19 protein-coding genes and 1 rRNA gene are annotated in these 18985 nt (G+C 72.9%); 4 read left to right on the top strand and 16 right to left on the bottom strand.

Annotation, left to right across the window (positions count from 1 at the left end; translation table 11 throughout):
- Window positions 1-25 precede the first annotated feature (25 nt).
- Window positions 26-790 (top strand): DUF4232 domain-containing protein, encoded by a 765-nt coding sequence (locus ACWGSR_RS30450; protein WP_453571203.1) that lies wholly within the window; start codon window positions 26-28, stop codon window positions 788-790.
- Between the two features lie 72 nt (window positions 791-862).
- Here ACWGSR_RS30450 and ACWGSR_RS30445 read toward each other — a convergent pair whose 3' ends face one another.
- From ACWGSR_RS30445 to ACWGSR_RS30415, 7 genes are all read right to left on the bottom strand, one after another.
- Window positions 863-1132, bottom strand: a complete 270-nt coding sequence (locus tag ACWGSR_RS30445) for a DUF1876 domain-containing protein (protein WP_376244183.1) — start codon at window positions 1130-1132, stop codon at window positions 863-865.
- 110 nt (window positions 1133-1242) lie between these two features.
- Entirely contained in the window at window positions 1243-2244 is a 1002-nt protein-coding gene (hemB, locus tag ACWGSR_RS30440) for a porphobilinogen synthase (protein ID WP_376244145.1), read from the bottom strand.
- Between the two features lie 199 nt (window positions 2245-2443).
- Entirely contained in the window at window positions 2444-4114 is a 1671-nt protein-coding gene (locus ACWGSR_RS30435) for a bifunctional uroporphyrinogen-III C-methyltransferase/uroporphyrinogen-III synthase (protein ID WP_030219243.1), read from the bottom strand.
- Window positions 4111-5097: a hydroxymethylbilane synthase gene (gene hemC, locus ACWGSR_RS30430; RefSeq protein ID WP_366377221.1), complete on the bottom strand. Its 987-nt coding sequence runs from the start codon at window positions 5095-5097 to the stop codon at window positions 4111-4113. Before hemC ends, ACWGSR_RS30435 begins: the two co-directional genes overlap by 4 nt.
- Window positions 5094-6449: a glutamyl-tRNA reductase gene (locus ACWGSR_RS30425; protein WP_376244148.1), complete on the bottom strand. Its 1356-nt coding sequence runs from the start codon at window positions 6447-6449 to the stop codon at window positions 5094-5096. The genes hemC and ACWGSR_RS30425 overlap by 4 nt, the downstream gene beginning before the upstream one ends.
- Window positions 6446-7243, bottom strand: coding sequence for a redox-sensing transcriptional repressor Rex (locus ACWGSR_RS30420; protein WP_376244151.1), 798 nt, complete (start codon window positions 7241-7243; stop codon window positions 6446-6448). Before ACWGSR_RS30420 ends, ACWGSR_RS30425 begins: the two co-directional genes overlap by 4 nt.
- 272 nt (window positions 7244-7515) lie before the next feature.
- A complete protein-coding gene (locus tag ACWGSR_RS30415; protein ID WP_376244154.1) occupies window positions 7516-7794 on the bottom strand; it encodes a glutaredoxin family protein in 279 nt (92 codons plus the stop codon).
- A 183-nt stretch (window positions 7795-7977) separates the two neighbouring features.
- Between ACWGSR_RS30415 and ACWGSR_RS30410 the strand changes: the two genes are divergently transcribed.
- From ACWGSR_RS30410 to ACWGSR_RS30400, 3 genes are all read left to right on the top strand, one after another.
- On the top strand, window positions 7978-8919 hold the full coding sequence (locus ACWGSR_RS30410) for an HAD family hydrolase (protein WP_376244157.1): 942 nt from the start codon (window positions 7978-7980) through the stop codon (window positions 8917-8919).
- Between the two features lie 501 nt (window positions 8920-9420).
- Complete coding sequence (locus ACWGSR_RS30405) at window positions 9421-10206, top strand: ECF subfamily RNA polymerase sigma factor, BldN family (protein WP_376244160.1); 786 nt, start codon at window positions 9421-9423, stop codon at window positions 10204-10206.
- Between the two features lie 317 nt (window positions 10207-10523).
- On the top strand, window positions 10524-11777 hold the full coding sequence (locus ACWGSR_RS30400) for a DUF5667 domain-containing protein (protein WP_453571196.1): 1254 nt from the start codon (window positions 10524-10526) through the stop codon (window positions 11775-11777).
- A 114-nt stretch (window positions 11778-11891) separates the two neighbouring features.
- Here the strand turns inward: ACWGSR_RS30400 and ACWGSR_RS30395 are convergent, their stop codons facing one another.
- The 9 genes from ACWGSR_RS30395 to rrf all read right to left on the bottom strand — a co-directional run.
- The gene (locus ACWGSR_RS30395; RefSeq protein ID WP_376244165.1) at window positions 11892-12920 is read right to left on the bottom strand and encodes a lysophospholipid acyltransferase family protein; all 1029 of its coding nucleotides are present in this window, start codon (window positions 12918-12920) and stop codon (window positions 11892-11894) included.
- A gap of 15 nt (window positions 12921-12935) precedes the next feature.
- A complete protein-coding gene (locus ACWGSR_RS30390; RefSeq protein ID WP_401571004.1) occupies window positions 12936-14021 on the bottom strand; it encodes an NAD-dependent epimerase/dehydratase family protein in 1086 nt (361 codons plus the stop codon).
- Between the two features lie 196 nt (window positions 14022-14217).
- Window positions 14218-14316: a 30S ribosomal protein bS22 gene (locus ACWGSR_RS30385; protein ID WP_003948845.1), complete on the bottom strand. Its 99-nt coding sequence runs from the start codon at window positions 14314-14316 to the stop codon at window positions 14218-14220.
- A gap of 194 nt (window positions 14317-14510) precedes the next feature.
- The gene (locus ACWGSR_RS30380; protein WP_030219271.1) at window positions 14511-14720 is read right to left on the bottom strand and encodes a helix-turn-helix domain-containing protein; all 210 of its coding nucleotides are present in this window, start codon (window positions 14718-14720) and stop codon (window positions 14511-14513) included.
- A 127-nt stretch (window positions 14721-14847) separates the two neighbouring features.
- Window positions 14848-15663: a phosphatase gene (locus ACWGSR_RS30375; protein WP_376244172.1), complete on the bottom strand. Its 816-nt coding sequence runs from the start codon at window positions 15661-15663 to the stop codon at window positions 14848-14850.
- A gap of 103 nt (window positions 15664-15766) precedes the next feature.
- Window positions 15767-16942: an acetoin utilization protein AcuC gene (locus ACWGSR_RS30370; protein ID WP_453571190.1), complete on the bottom strand. Its 1176-nt coding sequence runs from the start codon at window positions 16940-16942 to the stop codon at window positions 15767-15769.
- On the bottom strand, window positions 16911-18113 hold the full coding sequence (locus ACWGSR_RS30365) for an MFS transporter (protein ID WP_453571187.1): 1203 nt from the start codon (window positions 18111-18113) through the stop codon (window positions 16911-16913). Before ACWGSR_RS30365 ends, ACWGSR_RS30370 begins: the two co-directional genes overlap by 32 nt.
- A gap of 43 nt (window positions 18114-18156) precedes the next feature.
- Window positions 18157-18804, bottom strand: coding sequence for an HAD family hydrolase (locus ACWGSR_RS30360; protein ID WP_453571184.1), 648 nt, complete (start codon window positions 18802-18804; stop codon window positions 18157-18159).
- An 89-nt stretch (window positions 18805-18893) separates the two neighbouring features.
- A 5S ribosomal RNA gene (gene rrf, locus ACWGSR_RS30355) occupies window positions 18894-18985 on the bottom strand; the annotation flags it as partial.

Raw genomic sequence — 18985 nt, 5'->3', positions numbered from 1 at the left:
CGACACCCACGGGGGTTCCACCACCATGCGCACACACCGCATCCGCGTCGCCGCCGCGGCGGCCGTCACCGCCGCCGCCCTCTCCCTCACCGCCTGCCAGGGCTCGGCGGGCGGAACGCGGGACGAGGGCCGGGCCTCGTCCACGACCACCACCGCACCGGCGACGCCCACGCAGTCCCCCGCGTCCCCCGCGTCGGCCTCGGCGCCCGCGTCCACGCCGGACGCGGCGGCCACGCCGACGGGCACGGACACCTCCGGCAACAAGAGCACTTCCCCGCAGGGCTCCCCCGGCACCACTCCCGCACCCGCCCCCGGCAAGAACGGCGGCAAGGGCAAGGGCGGAGGCGGCAGCGGGAAGGACACCGCCGACCGGCCGTGCGACGCGTCGGCCGTGCGGGTCGTCTACAGCCCGGTCAGCCGTCCGCTCAACCACGCGCTGCTCACCGTCACCAACACCGGCCGCACGGCGTGCAGCGCCTACTACGCCCCGGTGCTGCGCCTCGACGACGGGCAGGCGGCGGTCGCGGTGGACCGGGCCAGCAAGCCGCAGGCGGTCGTCACGCTGTTCCCGGGCGAGAGCGCGTACGCGGCCATGATCCTGTCGGCGGCCGACGGCAGCGGAAACCACGGCCGGACGTCGAAGAAGCTGACCGTGTGGTTCGCGCCGCGCGACGACGCGGGTTCGGCCGGGGGCCCGGCGGTCCTGAAGCTGCCGGCCGGCACGCACACGGACAGCACCACCCGGGTCACGTACTGGCAGAGCTCGATGGAGGATGCCCTGGGCTTCTGACCCCGGGGCCCGTTCCCGGCCGTCCGCGGTGCGCCGCGTCCCGTTCCCCGGGGCGCGGCGCACCGCCGTGGGTCACCGGATGGAGTGCGAGGTGCGTCCGGAGACCTCGTCGATCTCCGTGTGGGCCTTCTGGAGGAGCTGCGAGGCGAGGTCCATCAGGGCGCGGGCGCCGGCGATCTCCTCGCCGACCCGTAGCTGGTCCGGGTCGGAGGGGTGCCGGTTCGCGGTGCCGTGGGCCCGGAACTCGGTGCCGTCGCCGAGCCGGACCATGGCGGCGGCCCGGGTCCGGTCGCCCTCCTCCTGGAACTCCATCTCCACGTGCCATCCGACCAGGGTGTGCATCATGAGGACCACCTCCGGCGAGGTAGGGGTACCTGTCGGCTACCCCTCCAGGGTGCGCCGGTCGACGGCCCCCCACCAGCCGGAAACGAGGGCAGCCGGCTCCTGCGGCGTCAGTCCCCGCGGCCCAGCTTCTGCGCGACCTCGGTCGCCCAGTACGTCAGGATCATCTGCGCGCCGGCCCGGCGGATGCCGGTGAGGGACTCCAGGATCGCCTTGTCGCGGTCGATCCAGCCCTTCTCGGCGGCGGCCTCGACCATCGCGTACTCGCCGCTGATCTGGTAGGCGGCGACGGGCACGTCCACGGTGGCGGCGACCTTGGCGAGGACGTCGAGGTACGGGCCTGCGGGCTTGACCATGACCATGTCCGCGCCCTCCTCCAGGTCGAGCGCCAGCTCGCGCATCGACTCGCGGAGGTTGGCCGGGTCCTGCTGGTAGGTCTTGCGGTCGCCCTTGAGGGAGGAGCCGACGGCCTCGCGGAAGGGGCCGTAGAAGGCGGAGGAGTACTTCGCGGTGTACGCGAGGATCGCGACGTCCTCCTTGCCGATGGTGTCGAGGGCGTCGCGGACGACGCCGACCTGGCCGTCCATCATTCCGGAGGGGCCGACGACGTGGACGCCGGCGTCGGCCTGGACCTGGGCCATCTCGGCGTAGCGTTCCAGCGTGGCGTCGTTGTCGACCCGTCCGTCGGCGTCGAGGACGCCGCAGTGGCCGTGGTCGGTGAACTCGTCGAGGCACAGGTCGGACATGATCACGAGGTCGTCGCCGACCTCGGACCGCACGTCCCGGATGGCGACCTGGAGGATCCCGTCGGGGTCGGTGCCGGCGGTGCCCGCCGCGTCCTTCTTGGCGTCCTCGGGCACGCCGAAGAGCATGATCCCGGAGACCCCGGCCTCCAGCGCCTCCACGGCGGCCTTCCGCAGGGTGTCGCGCGTGTGCTGCACGACGCCGGGCATGGCCCCGATCGGCACGGGCTCGGTGATCCCCTCGCGCACGAACGCGGGCAGGATCAGGTCGGCGGGATGCAGCCGCGTCTCGGCCACCATCCGCCGCATGGCGGGCGTCGTCCGCAGCCGCCGCGGCCGCGCCCCGGGAAAGGATCCGTACGAGTTCATACGCCCGAGGCTACGCCCGCGCGGACGGTGCACTTGCCGACAGGGTGTTGCCGCGAAGGACGCCCGGCGACGCGAGGAACGCCCGGCGACGCGGAGAACGCCCGGCGACGCGAAGGACGCCCGGCGACGCGAGGAACGCCCGGCACAACGCGAAGGGTGCGGGCCCCGTGAGGGACCCGCACCCCGGCGAGAGGAACCGCTACGTCGTCCGGCGCCGTCTCGCGCCCGGCCGGCGCTCGCTCGGCCGCGTCACCGGGTCGCCCGCCTCCAGGGCGGACTCGCGCCGGCGCGTGCCGAAGTCCGCGAGGGCCTCGGCCAGCTTGTGGACGGACGGCTCGGGCGACAGGACGTCGACCCGCAGGCCGTGCTCCTCCGCCGTCTTGGCGGTGGCGGGGCCGATGCAGGCGATGACCGTGACGTTGTGCGGCTTGCCGGCGATGCCGACGAGGTTCCGCACGGTCGACGACGAGGTGAAGAGGACCGCGTCGAAGCCGCCGCCCTTGATCGCCTCGCGGGTGTCGGCCGGCGGCGGCGAGGCCCGTACGGTCCGGTAGGCGGTGACGTCGTCGACCTCCCACCCGAGCTCGATGAGGCCCGCGACCAGGGTCTCGGTCGCGATGTCGGCGCGCGGCAGGAAGACGCGGTCGATCGGGTCGAAGACCGGGTCGTACGGCGGCCAGTCCTCCAGGAGTCCGGCGGCGGACTGCTCGCCGCTGGGCACCAGGTCGGGCTTGACGCCGAAGTCGACGAGCGCGGCGGCCGTCTGCTCGCCCACCGCGGCGACCTTGATGCCGGCGAAGGCGCGGGCGTCGAGCCCGTACTCCTCGAACTTCTCGCGGACGGCCTTGACCGCGTTGACGGAGGTGAAGGCGATCCACTCGTAGCGGCCGGTGACCAGGCCCTTGACCGCGCGCTCCATCTGCTGGGGGGTGCGCGGCGGCTCGACGGCGATGGTCGGGACCTCGTGCGGCACGGCGCCGTACGAGCGCAGCTGGTCGGAGAGCGAGGCGGCCTGCTCCTTGGTGCGCGGCACGAGGACCCGCCAGCCGAAGAGCGGCTTGGACTCGAACCACGACAGCTGGTCCCGCTGCGCCGGGGCGCTGCGCTCGCCGACCACGGCTATGACCGGCCGGTGGCCCTCGGGCGAGGGGAGGACCTTGCCCTGCTTGAAGACCTGGGCGATGGTGCCGAGAGTGGCGTTCCAGGTCCGCTGGCGGGTGGTGGTGCCGGCGACGGTGACGGTGAGCGGGGTGTCCGGCTTGCGGCCGGCCGCGACCAGTTCGCCGGCGGCGGCGGCCACCGCGTCGAGCGTGGTGGAGACGACGACGGTGCCGTCGGAGGCGCCGACCTCGCTCCAGCACCGCTCGTCGGCGGTGCGGGCGTCGACGAAGCGCACGTCGGTGCCCTGGGCGTCGCGCAGCGGCACGCCGGCGTACGCGGGGACGCCGACGGCGGTGGCGACGCCGGGGACGACCTCGAAGGGGATGCCCTCGGCGGCGCAGGCGAGCATCTCGGCGCCGGCGTTGCCGTCGAGGCCGGGGTCGCCGGTCACCGCACGGACGACCCGCCTGCCGCCCCTCGCGGCCTCCATGACAAGATTGGCGGCATCCCTCAACACGGGGACACCGGCGGCTGTTGACGCCTCGTCGACGACCGCCAGCTCCGGCGTGCTCACCCCCGCGCGCGCATGGCCGCGGACGACGTCGAGGACCTCGGGCTCGGCGATCAGGACGTCCGCTCCCGCGAGGGCCTCGACGGCCCTCAGGGTCAGGAGTCCGGGGTCGCCCGGTCCCGCGCCGAGGAACGTGACGTGCCCGTGGCCCGCGAAGGCCGGGGACAGGGGGCTGGTGGTCGGGCTGGTGGGGTTCAAAGTGCTCGCTCCCCCATAAGACCGGCCGCACCCTTGGCGAGCATCTCGTCCGCGAGTACGCGTCCGAGCGCCATGGCCTCGTCGTGCGAGGTGGGTACGGGTCCGGTGGTGGACAGCTGCACCAGCGTCGAGCCGTCGGTGGTGCCGACGACGCCGCGCAGGCGCATTTCGGTGACAGCCTGCCCGTGACCGGGGTCGTCGGCCAGCAGGTCGGCGAGCGCACCCACGGGTGCGGAACAGCCGGCCTCCAGGGCGGCGAGCAGGGAGCGCTCGGCGGTCACGGCGACCCGCGTGTGCGGGTCGTCGAGAGCGGCGAGCGCGGCGACGAGTCCGGCGTCGGACGCCGGACACTCGACGGCGAGGGCCCCCTGGCCGGGGGCGGGCAGCACGGAGTCGACCGGGAGGCGGTCGACCGTCAGGGAGCCGGTGAGCTCCTCGGTGCCGCCGATGCGGTTGAGTCCGGCCGCGGCGAGGACCACCGCGTCGAGTTCTCCGCTGCGGACGTAGCCGACGCGGGTGTCGATGTTGCCCCGGATCGGGACGCAGGTGAGCTCCAGGCCGTGGCTGCGCGCGTAGGCGTGCAGCTGGGCCATGCGGCGCGGCGATCCGGTGCCGACCCGGGCGCCCTTGGGCAGCCGGTCCAGCGTGATGCCGTCGGGGGCGATCAGTACGTCGCGGGGGTCCTCGCGGCGGGGGATCGCGGCCACGACGAGGTCGGGGTGCGGGGTGGTCGGCAGGTCCTTCAGCGAGTGGACGGCGAAGTCCACCTCGCCGGCGAGCAGCGCGTCGCGCAGGGCGGCGACGAAGACGCCGGTGCCGCCGATCTGCGCGAGGTGCTCGCGGGAGGTGTCCCCGTACGTCGTGATCTCCACGAGCTCGACGGGCCGGCCGGTCAGCTGCCGTACGGCGTCGGCCACGTGCCCGGACTGGGCCATGGCGAGCTTGCTGCGCCTGGTCCCGAGCCTCAGTGCCCTCTCGGTCATACTCGCCCTCGGTTCTTGACGTCGGCGTCATTCAGGTCGGCCCGGCTGACGGCGGCGACCGTCTCCGGGTCGAGGTCGAAGAGTGTCCGCAGCGCGTCCGCGTACCCGGCGCCGCCGGGCTCGCTGGCGAGCTGCTTGACCCGCACGGTCGGCGCGTGCAGGAGCTTGTCGACCACGCGGCGCACGGTCTGGGTGATCTCGGCGCGCTGCTTCTCGTCGAGGCCGGGGAGCCGGCCTTCGAGGCGCGCGACCTCGGTGGTCACGACGTCGGCGGCCATGGCGCGCAGGGCGACGACGGTCGGGGTGATGTGGGCGGCGCGCTGGGCGGCGCCGAAGGCGGCGACCTCGTCGGAGACGATGGCCCGGACCTGGTCGACGTCGGCCGCCATGGGCGCGTCGGCGGAGGCCTCGGCGAGCGACTCGATGTCGACGAGCCGGACGCCGGGGACGCGGTGGGCGGCGGCGTCGATGTCGCGGGGCATGGCGAGGTCGAGCAGGGCGAGGGGGGCCCGGCGGTCCCGTACGGCGTCGGCGACGTCGTCGCCGGTGAGGACGAGTCCGGTGGCTCCGGTGCAGGAGACGACGATGTCGGCGCGGTGCAGTTCGTCGCCGACGGCAACCATCTCGGCCGCGCGTGCGACGACTCCGGTGCCGCCGGGCTCGCTCAGGATCTGGGCGAGGCGCTCGGCGCGGGCGAGGGTGCGGTTGGCGACGACGATCTCGGCGACGCCGGAGCGGGCGAGGGTGGCGGCGGCCAGGGAGGACATCGAGCCGGCGCCGATGACGAGGGCCCTCTTGCCCTTGGCCCAGGTCTCGACGTCGGTGCCGTCGGCGAGCTGCTGGAGTCCGAAGGTGACCAGCGACTGTCCCGCGCGGTCGATGCCGGTCTCGCTGTGGGCGCGCTTGCCGACCCTCAGGGCCTGCTGGAAGAGGTCGTTGAGGAGGCGTCCGGCGGTGTGCAGGTCCTGGCCGAGGGCGAGGGCGTCCTTGATCTGGCCGAGGATCTGGCCCTCGCCGACGACCATGGAGTCCAGGCCGCAGGCCACGGAGAAGAGGTGGTGGACGGCCCGGTCCTCGTAGTGCACGTAGAGGTAGGGGGTGAGCTCGTCCAGGCCGACGCCGCTGTGCTGGGCGAGGAGCGTGGACAGCTCGGCGACGCCGGCGTGGAACTTGTCGACGTCGGCGTAGAGCTCGATGCGGTTGCAGGTGGCCAGGACGGTGCCCTCGGTGGCCGGTTCGGCGGCGAGGGTGTCCTGGAGCAGCTTGGTGCGGGTGTCGGCCGGCAGGGCGGCCCGTTCCAGGATGGAGACGGGGGCGCTGCGGTGGCTGAGTCCGACGACGAGGAGGCTCATGCCGGCATCACGGCGGGGACGTCCCCGTCGGGTCCCTTGCGGCTGCCGCCCGTGGTGCCGCGGGGGGCGGGCGGTACGGCGGCGGGGGCGGGCGCGGTGTCGGCGCCCGCGGCGCCGTCGGCCCCGGCTTCCTCGCCGGCCTTGCGCTGCTCGTGGAAGGCGAGGATCTGGAGCTCGATGGAGAGGTCGACCTTGCGCACGTCGACGCCGTCGGGGACGGAGAGGACGGTCGGGGCGAAGTTCAGGATGGAGGTGACGCCGGCGGCCACGAGGCGGTCGCAGACCTGCTGGGCGACGCCGGCGGGGGTGGCGATGACGCCGATGGAGACGCCGTCCTCCTCGATGATCCGCTCCAGGTCGTCGCTGTGCTGGACGGGGATGCCGGCGACGGGCCTGCCGGTCATGGCCGGGTCGGCGTCGATCAGCGCGGCGACGCGGAAGCCGCGGGAGGCGAAGCCGCCGTACCCGGCGAGCGCGGCGCCGAGGTTGCCGATGCCGACGATGACGACGGGCCAGTCCTGGGTGAGGCCCAGCTCGCGGGAGATCTGGTAGACGAGGTACTCGACGTCGTAGCCGACCCCGCGGGTGCCGTAGGAGCCGAGGTAGCTGAAGTCCTTGCGCAGCTTCGCGGAGTTGACCCCCGCCGCGGCCGCGAGCTCCTCGGAGGAGACCGTGGGTACGGAACGCTCCGAGAGCGCGGTCAGCGCGCGCAGATACAGCGGAAGCCGGGCGACGGTGGCCTCGGGAATTCCTCGGCTACGGGTCGCCGGTCGGTGAGTTCGGCCAGTTGCCACGGTGCTCCTGCGGGATGAGCGGGGCTGCAGGCGGCCATATGTCCCAAGACCGCCCCGTCGAATGCAGGCTATGTCTTTGTGAACGCGTGCACAAAGATGGTGTCCGTTTTGTCCGGCCAAAGTGACCGGGGTCACGCGGCTGGTTCCCGCCGTCGTGGAACCGCGGAGAAGCTCAGCGCGTTGAGAACCCGAAGGGGGCAAAACCGCACACTCTCCTCACGACGCCGCCCCCGAAACCCAACAAAACGTCCATGATGGTAACCGGGTTCCGGTCACGCACCCAGTTCGCGCCGGAGCCGTTCGGCGTCCACCCGCCAGAAGGTGTGCTGCTCCCCGTCGACCAGGACGACGGGGATCTGCTCCCAGTGAGCCCGGTAAAGATCCTCGTCGCGGGTGATGTCCTTCTCCTCCCAGGACGCCCCGGTCTCCGCGCACACGGCCTCGACCACCGCCCGTGCGTCGTCGCAGAGATGACACCCCGGCCTGCCGATGAGGGTCACGGTCCGCGCCCCGGCGTCCGCCTTCTTCTTCCGTCCGAACATGGCTCCCATTCTGTCCCGCCGCCGGGACCGGACCCGCCCGCCGAGGCCGCTTCCGGCCCCCGCCCCCCACCCGCCGGAGCCGGTTCCGGACCCGTCCGGACGTGATCCGATTAACAGGGGGGTCCCGCACTGTTCACGCCGCGGCATCGTCACAAGTCGGGAAGTACCGAACAGACTGGCTATGCTCACGGCATGGCCGCTCTGGGATGGCTCACCCCTCGTAGGCGCTCCGCCACCGCGCGCAGCGTCCTCGCAGGTGAGGCCGCTGCCGAGGCAGCGCGCAAGACCTCGCTCCAGCTGGAACGGGAGCGGGAGGAGGCCTCGGCCGAACCCCCCGCCGAGCCCGAGTTCCCGGTCGTCGGCGACGTGCGGGCGGCGGCCTTCTTCGACCTCGACAACACCGTGATGCAGGGCGCCGCGATCTTCCACTTCGGCCGCGGCCTGTACAAGCGGAAGTTCTTCCAGCGCCGCGAACTCACCCGCTTCGCCTGGCAGCAGGCCTGGTTCCGGCTCGCCGGCGTCGAGGACCCCGAGCACATGCAGGACGCCCGCGAGAGCGCCCTGTCCATCGTCAAGGGCCACCGGGTCTCCGAGCTGATGAGCATCGGCGAGGAGATCTACGACGAGTACATGGCCGACCGCATCTGGCCCGGGACCCGCGGCCTCGCCCAGGCGCACCTGGACGCGGGCCAGAAGGTGTGGCTCGTCACGGCCGCCCCGGTCGAGACGGCCACGATCATCGCCCGCCGGCTCGGCCTGACCGGCGCGCTCGGCACGGTCGCCGAGTCCGTCGACGGCGTCTACACCGGCAGGCTGGTCGGCGAGCCCCTGCACGGACCGGCCAAGGCCGAGGCGGTACGGGCGCTCGCCACCGCCGAGGGCCTGGACCTGGGCCGCTGCGCCGCGTACAGCGACTCGCACAACGACATCCCGATGCTCTCGCTCGTCGGGCACCCGTACGCGATCAACCCGGACACCAAGCTCCGGAAGCACGCGAAGGAACGGGAGTGGCGGCTGCGCGACTACCGGACCGGGCGCAAGGCCGCCAAGGTCGGCATCCCCGCCGCCGCGGGCCTGGGCGCGCTGGCCGGCGGCACGGCCGCCGCGGTCGCCCTGCACCGCCGCCGCCACTGACCCCGGGGGCCGCCGCCGGCCCCGGAGCGCTCCCGCCGACCGCGTCCGCCGACAGGCCCCCGCGCCCACCGACGGGCCCCGCGTCCGCCGCTCCGCGCCCGCCTCCGCCGATACGTTTCGGCTGCGATCATCTGCGACAACCCCGGACCGGGCGCCCTCACCCGTCCGTGGTCGAACAGCACCGCACAGGTCGACTCCCGGGCATTCCCGGCCCCTTACCCCGCAGCGGCCCCGATCACTCGCGCATCTCTCACTTGAGCACAACAGAGCGTGCACGTGATCACATTCGAAAGCAGACCGATCAACAACCAGTCACCAACTGGACCTTGATCCGACTGCAAGCAGTAACAGATACGACGGAACCGGCGATTTCTGCAACTGGGTGTAGCGCCGCCTGTACGAAGCGTTATTCTCCTCAGACGCACAAAGGACCCTCCCGTCGCCACGACGAGTGAACGGTCCCGCACTGCACGTGATGGAAGCTCTGCCTCTGGGAGTCCCGTGTACCCACACGTCGGGGTTGACACCTCGGGCCTGGCTACGCTGCGCGCAACGGTCCTCGACCACTTGCGCGGCTTCGTCCCCACCGCGTACGCCGGCCCCGTCCCCGCCTTCGCCTTCGCCGCACCGGCACCCGTCGGGCCTTGCTACGCCCTGGCCGACGGCGGCCCCGCCGTGGGCAGACGCGGCGCCCGTTCCGGCACCTCGACCGCCTCCCGCCGGCCCGCCGCGGACAGCGACAGCGCCCGCATGATGGACCTGGTCGAACGGGCCCAGGCGGGCGAGGCCGAGGCCTTCGGCCGCCTGTACGACCAGTACAGCGACACGGTCTACCGCTACATCTACTACCGCGTCGGCGGGAAGGCGACGGCGGAGGACCTGACCAGCGAGACCTTCCTGCGCGCCCTGCGCCGGATCTCGACCTTCACCTGGCAGGGCCGCGACTTCGGCGCCTGGCTCGTCACCATCGCCAGGAACCTGGTCGCCGACCACTTCAAGTCCAGCCGCTTCCGGCTGGAGGTCACCACCGGCGAGATGCTCGACGCCAACGAGGTGGAGCGCAGCCCCGAGGACTCCGTCCTGGAGTCCCTCTCCAACGCCGCCCTCCTCGACGCGGTCCGCCGCCTCAACCCCCAGCAGCAGGAGTGCGTGACCCTGCGCTTCCTCCAGGGCCTCTCGGTCGCCGAGACCGCCCGCGTCATGGGGAAGAACGAGGGGGCGATCAAGACCCTCCAGTACCGGGCGGTCCGCACCCTGGCCCGGCTCCTCCCCGACGACGCCCGCTGACCGGGGACGCCGGCCGCCGACCGCGTGGCTCCCCACGCACGTCCCACCGTGACCCGCCCCGGTCCGCGGCCCGTCCCCTCCCCCCACATGCCCCCGACCCCCGTCCAACTCACAGTCGGTGACGCCCCGATGACGCACTGGTCCGATCATCTCTCGCGCGTAACCCAAGTGCCGCGCCGCTCGTTGTGCGGGATGCAGGCTCCCCGTGGTCACGCCCTGCCCGCAGCCACTCACTCTTTCGTGTGGATGCGCTCAAGGTGTGCAACCCTCCGGACACCCCGGGGAGTCGACCGTCATGACGAGAGGAGGTGCCGCCAGTGATCGCGAACGTATCGGCGCACCGGCGGGCGAACGCCTTCGCCCAGGCCCTGGAGGACCGGGCGTCCGAGGGCGCTGCGGCCGAGCAGCCCGAGGCCCCGGCCCCACCGGCCGAACCTGCGGAGCAGGGACGGCTCCTGGCCTTGGCGAACGGACTCGGCGAGCTGCCCAAGCCGCAGCTGGACCCCGAGGTCAAAGTGGTGCAGCGGGCCCAGTTGGTCGCCGCCATGGAAGCGATGCTCATGGAGGGGGGTGCGGCAGCGGGCCCCACGGTCCCGGAGCAGCGGACGTCCACCGGCAAGGGAGCCCACCGGGCGTCCCCGCTCCGGAAGCTCCGCCCCCGTTCCCGCTGGTCCAAGGGGCTCGCCGCCGGCGGCCTCACGGTCGGCGTGGCCGCCGGAGCCTTCGGCGGAGTGGCCGCCGCCAGCTCCGACGCCCTCCCCGGTGACTCGCTCTACGGGCTGAAGCGCGGGATGGAGGACATCAAGCTGGGCATGGCGGACGACGACGCGGACCGCGGCGGCATCTACCTCGACCAGGCCTCCACCCGCCTCAGCGAGGCCCGCCGCCTCATGGAGCGCGGCCGCGCGGGCGACCTCGACCACGAGTCGCTCGCCGAGATCCGCCGCGTCCTGGGCGGGATGAAGCACGACGCCGCCGAGGGCCACCGGCTCCTGCGCCAGGCGTACGAGCGGGACGGCGCCCTCGGCCCGATGGCCCGGCTCAACTCCTTCGCCCAGGCCCACCGGGACACCTGGGACGGCCTCCGCGACCGGCTCCCCGTCCAGCTCGCGGACGTCGGCAGCGAGGTCACGCACGTCTTCGACGCCATAGACGAAGAGGTCGAGCCGCTCCAGTCGGTGCTCCCCCGCACCCCCGAGAGGGGCGCGGTCGGCACCGAGGGCCCGCGCAGCACCCCCAGCACGTCGCAGGACGCCGGGAAGACGGACACCCAGCGGCCGCCGGCCGGCCGGGAGACGCCCTCCTCCGGCAACCCGTCCACCGCGCCCCGCCCGTCGGGTCCCGGCACGGACACCGGCCCGGGCGCGGACAGCGGCACCACCGCCCCGCCGAAGGACGACGGCCTCATCGGCGGCGACACCGGCGGACTGCTCAAGCCCTCCCCGACCGGGACCCCGCCGTCCCCGCCGGCGGCGGACCAGCCGGCCCCGGACGTCCCCGACGTCACCATCCCGCCCATCCTGCCGGGCCTGCTTCCGGGCCTCGGCATCGACAGCGAGGACGCTCGCTAGCAAGAGGAAGGGGCGCCCCCACGGACGGGGGGCGCCCCTTCTTCATGCGCTTCCGCTTCTTCATGCGCTTCCGCGCGACCGGACCCAGAAGAACACGGGCCCAGAACCCCGGGCTCAGAAGAACACCGACCTCCGCTGCACCAGCAGCTTGTACAGCGTGTGCTGGATCTGCTCCCGCACCTGGTCCGTCAGGTTGAACATCAGCATCGGGTCCTCCGCCGCCTCCGGCGCGTACGACTCCGTCGGGATCGGCTCCCCGAACTGGATCGTCCACTTCGTCGGCAGCGGCAGCGCCCCCAGCGGTCCCAGCCACGGGAAGGTCGGGGTCAGCGGGAAGTACGGCAGGCCCAGGATCCGCGCCAGCGTCTTCGCGTTCCCCACCATGGGGTATATCTCCTCCGCGCCCACGATCGAGCAGGGCACGATCGGCACCCCGGCCCGCAGCGCCGTCGAGACGAACCCGCCCCGCCCGAACCGCTGGAGCTTGTACCGCTCCCCGAAGGGCTTCCCGATCCCCTTGAAGCCCTCCGGCATCACCCCGACGATCTCGCCGGAGCGCAGCAGCCGCTCCGCGTCCTCCGCGCACGCCAGGGTGTGCCCGGCCTTGCGCGCCAGCTCGTTGACGACCGGCAGCACGAAGACCAGGTCCGCGGCGAGCAGCCGCAGGTGCCGCCCCGCCGGGTGGTGGTCGTGGACGGCGACCTGCATCATCAGCCCGTCCAGCGGCAGCGTCCCCGAGTGGTTGGCGACGATCAGCGCCCCGCCCTTGTCGGGGATGTTCTCGACGCCCTTCACCTCCACCCGGAAGTACTTCTCGTACAGCGGGCGCAGCAGCGACATCAGGACCTGGTCGGTGAGCTCCTCGTCGTAGCCGAACTCGTCGACCTCGTACTCGCCGGTGATCCGCCGCCGCAGGAACGCGAGTCCGCCCGCGAGCCGCCGCTCCCAGTCGCCCCCGGCGGCCGGCGGCTCCGGGGCGACGGGTGCGGCCGGCTCCTCCACCGCCGCCCGGGCGGCGGGGAGTTCCGGCTCCTGCGGCCCCGGCAGGGCCCGTACGGCCGCCGCCTCGCCGTCGGCCCGGGCGGGCCGCCTGCGCGCCCGTGAGCGGTCGTCGTCGAAGGGAATGACCTTGGCGTCCGCCATCGCAGTCGGGCCTCCTCAGGCGCCGTCGTGAACTGTGGGAGCTCCGGAAGGAGAAGAGGGGGAAGGGACAGCGGCCGGGACCAGGTGCCCGGCCAGCCGGTCCACCGCCCCCGCCAGCGCCTCGGGCGGCAGCAGCCCCCGCCCCCGGCCGCGCGCGAAGTCCGCGAAGGCCTCCGCCGTGGTGTGCCGGGGCGAGAAGCCGAAGACCTCGCGCGTGTGGACCGTGGAGACGACCCGGCCATGCGTGAGCAGCCGGATCTGCTCGGGTGCGAAGTCGGTGATCCCGACCGTGCGCAGCGCCGTCCCCACCCAGGTGACCGCCGGGAGGAGCACCGGGACCGTCGGCCGGCCGAGCCGCCGCGCGCACTGGGAGAGGAGCAGCACCCCGTCCCCGGCCACGTTGAAGGTGCCGCTGTTCTGGGTGGCCCTGCGCGGCTCGTGCGCCGCGAGCCGCAGGACGTCGATCACGTCGTCCTCGTGGACGAACTGCAGCCGCGGGTCGTAGCCGAGGACGGTCGGCAGGACGGGCAGCGCCAGGTACTCGGTCAGCGGGGAGTCGATCCGGGGGCCCAGGATGTTCGCGAACCTCAGCACGCACACGGCCACGTCCGGGCGGCGCCGGGCGAAGCCCCGCACGTACCCCTCGACCTCGACGGCGTCCTTCGCGAAGCCCCCGCTCGGCAGCGCCTTCGCGGGCGTCGTCTCGGTGAAGACGGCCGGGTCGCGCGGCGCGGAGCCGTACACGCTCGTACTGGACTTGACGACGAGGCGCCCGATCCGCGGCGACTTCTGGCAGGCGCCGAGGAGCTGCATGGTGCCGATGACGTTGGTCTCCTTGACCGACGTCCGGCCGCCACCGCCGAGGGCCGTCCCGGTGACGTCCAGATGGACCACCGTGTCGACGTCGTGCTCGGCGAGGACCTTCGCGATCTCGGGGCGGCGGATGTCCACCCGTACGAAGTCGGCGGCGCCGAGCTGGTGCGCCGGGTCGACCGCGTCGACCGCGATCACCCGCTCCACCTCGGGGTCCCGCTGGATCCGCCGCACGAAGCGGCCGCCGAGGTGCCGGGCGGCACCGGTGACGAGCACGACCCTGCCCAAGATCAGCGCCTTCCGTCCGTCTTCGGTCTTCCGTGGAACGCTTCCGCGAGTCCCGCCGGTTCCGCCGGGTTCCGCCGGTTCCGTAGGTCGCCACCGTAGCGCTTCCAGATTTCCGCGCAATAAAAGACGTGGCCCTTCACCGCGAACGGTGAAGGGCCACGCCCGACGCACTGAATGCTGCGGTGCAGCGGTCGCCTTACTTCTTGTTGCGACGCTGAACGCGCGTGCGCTTGAGCAGCTTGCGGTGCTTCTTCTTCGCCATCCGCTTGCGCCGCTTCTTGATAACAGAGCCCACGACTACCCTCGCTCACTTCTCGGAACATTCCCGCCTCGGCGGGAATCGGTGCGGGGCGTCTGGGCCCACACGACCTACGTCGGCCTAGCCTACCGTCCCGAGCACCTCGCTCGTAATCCGAGGGCAATATCCGGCTCTCCCGGGAGCCGCCCGGGGTCCTCCCGGACTTCTCCCGGCACCGTGCCGCGCGCTCGCTACGCGGTCCCCACCCCCACGTAGGACTCCCGGAGGTACTCGTGCACCGCCTGCTCGGGCACCCGGAAGGACCTGCCCACCCGGATCGCCGGCAGATGACCGCTGTGCACCAAGCGGTACACGGTCATCTTCGAGACGCGCATCACCGAGGCGACTTCCGCCACGGTCAGAAACTTGACCTCGTTGAGAGGTCGATCGCCAGCAGCCATGACCCACCTGTACCTTCCGCCGCGACGCCCACCGGCTTCCCCTCCGGTGACTCTTCGTCGCCGAGCGCTCACGATCCAGAGTAGGGGCGGGTGGTACGAGTGGGGAAGAGGAGCCACCACCGGCCGTTTACCGTGACAGACACGCTCGATTGAGTACATAGCGCGTCAGCGGGAGGTACGAGGCGGAGCGCACGCCGTCGTCAAGCGGAACCACCGCCGACACCTGCCCCTCCGCCTCCCCGACGAACAGCGCGGGATCGTCCGTGTCGGCGAGCCCGATGGCCTCGATACCCAGCTGACCTGCTCCGCAGACCCATCCGTGGTCCCCGACCACCAGCTCCGGGAGCGGCCCTCCGGAGTCGGCCGCGCTCTCCAGGGCGGCCCTGACCGGTAGCGGCGAATGGCAGTGCGCCCCCGGTGCGCGCCCGCCCCCGGGCGGTCCGGGTTCCCGTACGAACGCCACCCCCCGTGCGTAGTCGAGGAGGTACGTGCGTACGCCGAACCGGGTCGTTATGTCGACACATCTCCCCTGCGCCGGGGTGAGGACAAGACATCCCGCCGCCGACAACGCGTCTGCGAGGACGGCGTAGAAACCGAGCAGCCGGTGCGGATGGCCCGTGCCCAGGAGCACCGGAACCCGCCGCGCCGCCGCCGCTCCGAGCCGCGCCGCGAAGGCGTCGAGCCCCCGCAGGGTGCGCTCCGGATCGATGGCGTCGGGGCCCGACCGGTGCCGCGGATCCCCCGAGACCCCGCACCGGTCGGCCATGAGCCGCAGCAGCCCGGCCTCGTCCCATCCGCGCACCGGGTCGAGCCCGAGCAGCACCCGGGGATCGCGCGCGGCGAAGAGCCGGTAGCTCCGCAGGTTCTCCTCCCGGGGGGTCGCCACCGCGCCCGCCAACCCCGCCGCCAACAGATGCGCCCGCAGCGCCCCGGTGCTCCACACCCCTCCGATGCTGCCGGAACACGGCCGCCCGGGGACGCGAACCTCCAGGACGCCCCACCGTCGGCGTAACTTCCGGTAGGGCGTTCCCCGGACGGGCGGCGCTTCAGGCCAGCAGCCCCCGCAGCGGGAAGGCCGCCCTACGGGTCGCGATCACCGCCTGGTCGAGCCGGTCCGCCGGGTCGTACCCCTCGGACCAGTCCCGGAAGGCCACCGGCCACCGCCCGTCCGTCATCCGCGCCGGACCCGACTGCCGCGTTCGCGCGTACACCTCGTCCCGCCAGGACGAGGGGATCACCGACGCGGGGTCCACGGGCGCGTGCGCCACGATCCCCACCAGGTGCGTCCACGACCGGGGTACGACGTCGACCACCGCGTACCCGCCGCCGCCGAGCGCCAGCCACCGCCCGCCGGCGTGCTCGTGCGCCAGCTCGTGACAGGCCTCCTGGACCGCCCGCTGGGCGTCGAGGGAGACCGCCAGGTGGGCGAGCGGGTCCTCGAAGTGCGTGTCCGCCCCGTGCTGCGTGACGAGGACCTGCGGCCGGAAGTCCGCGATCACCTCCGGCACGACCGCGTGGAAGGCCCGCAGCCATCCCGCGTCCCCGGTCCCGGCCGGAAGCGCCACGTTCACGGCCCCGCCCTCGCCGGCCCCCGGCGCACCGGTCTCCTCCGGCCAGCCGGTCTGCGGGAACAGCGTCCTCGGGTGCTCGTGCAGCGAGACCGTCAGGACCCGCGGATCCTCCCAGAACGCCGCCTGCACCCCGTCCCCGTGGTGCACGTCCACGTCCACGTACGCCACCCGCTCCGCGCCCAGTTCGAGCAGCCGGGCGATGGCGAGCGAGGCGTCGTTGTAGATGCAGAAGCCGGACGCGGCGCCGGGCATCGCGTGGTGCAGCCCGCCGGAGAAGTTGACCGCGTGCGCGGCCTCCCCGCGCCAGATCGCCTCCGCCGCCCCCACCGACTGCCCGGCGATCAGCGCCGACACCTCGTGCATCCCGGCGAACGCCGGATCGTCGACCGTGCCGAGCCCGTACGCCTGGTCGGCACGGCGCGGATCGGCCGAGGCCGCCCGCACGGCCGCCACGTAGTCCTCGCGGTGCACGAGCCGCAGCGTCGAGTCCCCGGCCGGCTTCGCCGCGACCACGTCGACCGCCCGGTCGAGCCCGTGGGCCCGCACCAGCGACATCGTCAGCGCGAGCCGTACCGGATCCATCGGATGCTCGGACCCGAAGTCGTACTGCGTGACAGCTTCATCCCACATCAACAGTGCGCGGCCGCTCATGCCCGCCACCGTATCGGGCCCCTCGCGGGCCGAACGACGTGGCGTACACCACCGTCACCAGGACGAGCACCATCGGCACCAGCATGGCGCCCCGGTAGCTCCACGCGTCCCCGAGCGCCCCCACGAGCGGCGACCCGACGAGGAACCCGACGTAGTTGAAGACGTTGAGCCGCGCCACGGCCGCGTCGCTGTTCCCGGGGAAGAGCCGCCCGGCGGCGGCGAAGGTCTGCGGCACGATCACGCTGAGCCCGAGCCCGAGGAGCGTGAACGCCGCGATCCCCGCCCAGGCTCCCGGCGCCACCGCGACGAGCCCGAACCCGAGCGCCGCGAGCACGGCACCGCCCCGCACGACCGCCGCGGCCCCGAGCCGGCGCACCCCGAAGTCCCCGACGGCCCGCCCGAGGAGCGTCGTCACCATGTACGCGTTGTACGGCACGGTCGCCAGCTCCTCGGAGCTGCCCAGCACGTCCTGGAGGTACTTGGCGCTCCAGTTGGCGACCGTGGAGTCCCCGATGTACGCGAAGCTCATCACCAGGCAGAGCGGCAGCAGCAGCTTGAACGCGACCCCGCCGCTCCCCTCCTCCCCGCCCGCCTCCGGCCCGGGCCCGTCGCCACCGGCCGCGTACCACCGGCTGCCGACGAGCGCGAGGGGCAACAGGGCGGCCACGACCGGCAGATAGGACGTGAACAGCGAGAGGTGCCAGTGCGCCCCGGCCCAGGCGAGCGAGGCCCCCACGATCCCGCCGAGGCTGTACGCGGCGTGGAAGCCGAGCATGATGCTGCGCCCGTACGCCCGCTGGAGGCTCACGCCCAGCATGTTCATGGACGCGTCCAGGGCGCCCACGGCGACCCCGAAGAGCCCGAGGGCGACGGCGGCCTGCCACAGCTCCGTACCGGCGCCGACGGCGAGCAGGGCGAGGAGCACGAAGGGCTGGGACCAGCGCAGCACCACGGCCGGCCCCACCCGGGCGACGACCTTCTCGGTCGTCACGCTCGCCACTCCGGCGAGGATCGGCACGGCGGCCAGGAAGGCGGGCAGCAGCCCGTCGGATATCCCGTACCGGTCCTGGATCGCGGGTATCCGGGTCACGAGCAGGGCGAAGGTGACCCCCTGCACGAAGAAACCGAACGCCAGGGATCCCCGCCCACGCCGCAACCGCGCATCCGTCATGGCGGCACAGCGTACGGCCGGAAACTACCCCTGGGTAGACGGATCACATCCCCAGAATCGCGGGCAGCTCGTCCATCCTCCGGAAGAACCCCTCGGCCCCGGCGAGCTTCTCCTCGGGCGTCATCGCGATGAACCCGTACACGTCCATCCCGGCGGCGACGGCGGCCTGCACGCCGAGCCGGCTGTCCTCGACGACGACGCACCGCCCGGGCTCGACGCCCATCCGCGCGGCGGCGTGCAGGAACAGGTCCGGCGCCGGCTTGCCCCGGCCGACGTCCTCGGAGCTGAAGACGTTCTCGTCCCGGAACCAGGCGTCGAGCCCGGTCTTCCGGTGCCCGACCCTGATCCGCTCGTGACTCCCCGAGGAGGCCACGCAGTACGGAACCCCGGCCGCCACCAGCCGCTTCAGCACGTCCTCGACCCCGGGCACGGGCTCCAACTCGGCCCGGAACGCGGCGAAGACGCGCGCGTGGAAGACGTCGTCGAAGTCCGCGGGCAGCCGCTGCCCGGTCCGCTCCTCGACCAGGTCGTGGACGCGGTGCATGGCGGACCCCATGTAGTCGCGCAGCGAGTCCTCGTACGAGGTGGGGTGCCCGAGCTCCGTCAGATAGCCGGCCAACAGGGTGTTGGAGATCGGCTCGCTGTCCACCAGCACACCGTCGTTGTCGAAGATGACCAAGTCGTATCGCATGGCCCAAGCGTAGAACGCGCCCGGAACACATCCGGAACGCAAAAATGCCTCAACCCCCGGACATGGTCCGGGGGTTGAGGCTAAAAATTGTTCGGCGGTGTCCTACTCTCCCACAGGGTCCCCCCTGCAGTACCATCGGCGCTGAAAGGCTTAGCTTCCGGGTTCGGAATGTAACCGGGCG

The organism is Streptomyces sp. NPDC055632 (assembly GCF_053618675.1).
This window is presented reverse-complemented; position numbering and strand designations above follow the sequence as displayed.

Coding starts and splice junctions, on each gene's coding strand:
- ACWGSR_RS30450 (WP_453571203.1), top strand. CDS start 26: ATGCGCACACACCGCATCCGCGTCGCCGCCGCGGCGGCCGTCACCGCC.
- ACWGSR_RS30445 (WP_376244183.1), bottom strand. CDS start 1,132: ATGCACACCCTGGTCGGATGGCACGTGGAGATGGAGTTCCAGGAGGAG.
- hemB (WP_376244145.1), bottom strand. CDS start 2,244: ATGAACTCGTACGGATCCTTTCCCGGGGCGCGGCCGCGGCGGCTGCGG.
- hemC (WP_366377221.1), bottom strand. CDS start 5,097: ATGACCGAGAGGGCACTGAGGCTCGGGACCAGGCGCAGCAAGCTCGCC.
- ACWGSR_RS30425 (WP_376244148.1), bottom strand. CDS start 6,449: ATGAGCCTCCTCGTCGTCGGACTCAGCCACCGCAGCGCCCCCGTCTCC.
- ACWGSR_RS30415 (WP_376244154.1), bottom strand. CDS start 7,794: ATGGGAGCCATGTTCGGACGGAAGAAGAAGGCGGACGCCGGGGCGCGG.
- ACWGSR_RS30410 (WP_376244157.1), top strand. CDS start 7,978: ATGGCCGCTCTGGGATGGCTCACCCCTCGTAGGCGCTCCGCCACCGCG.
- ACWGSR_RS30395 (WP_376244165.1), bottom strand. CDS start 12,920: ATGGCGGACGCCAAGGTCATTCCCTTCGACGACGACCGCTCACGGGCG.
- ACWGSR_RS30380 (WP_030219271.1), bottom strand. CDS start 14,720: ATGGCTGCTGGCGATCGACCTCTCAACGAGGTCAAGTTTCTGACCGTG.
- ACWGSR_RS30370 (WP_453571190.1), bottom strand. CDS start 16,942: ATGAGCGGCCGCGCACTGTTGATGTGGGATGAAGCTGTCACGCAGTAC.
- ACWGSR_RS30365 (WP_453571187.1), bottom strand. CDS start 18,113: ATGACGGATGCGCGGTTGCGGCGTGGGCGGGGATCCCTGGCGTTCGGT.
- ACWGSR_RS30360 (WP_453571184.1), bottom strand. CDS start 18,804: ATGCGATACGACTTGGTCATCTTCGACAACGACGGTGTGCTGGTGGAC.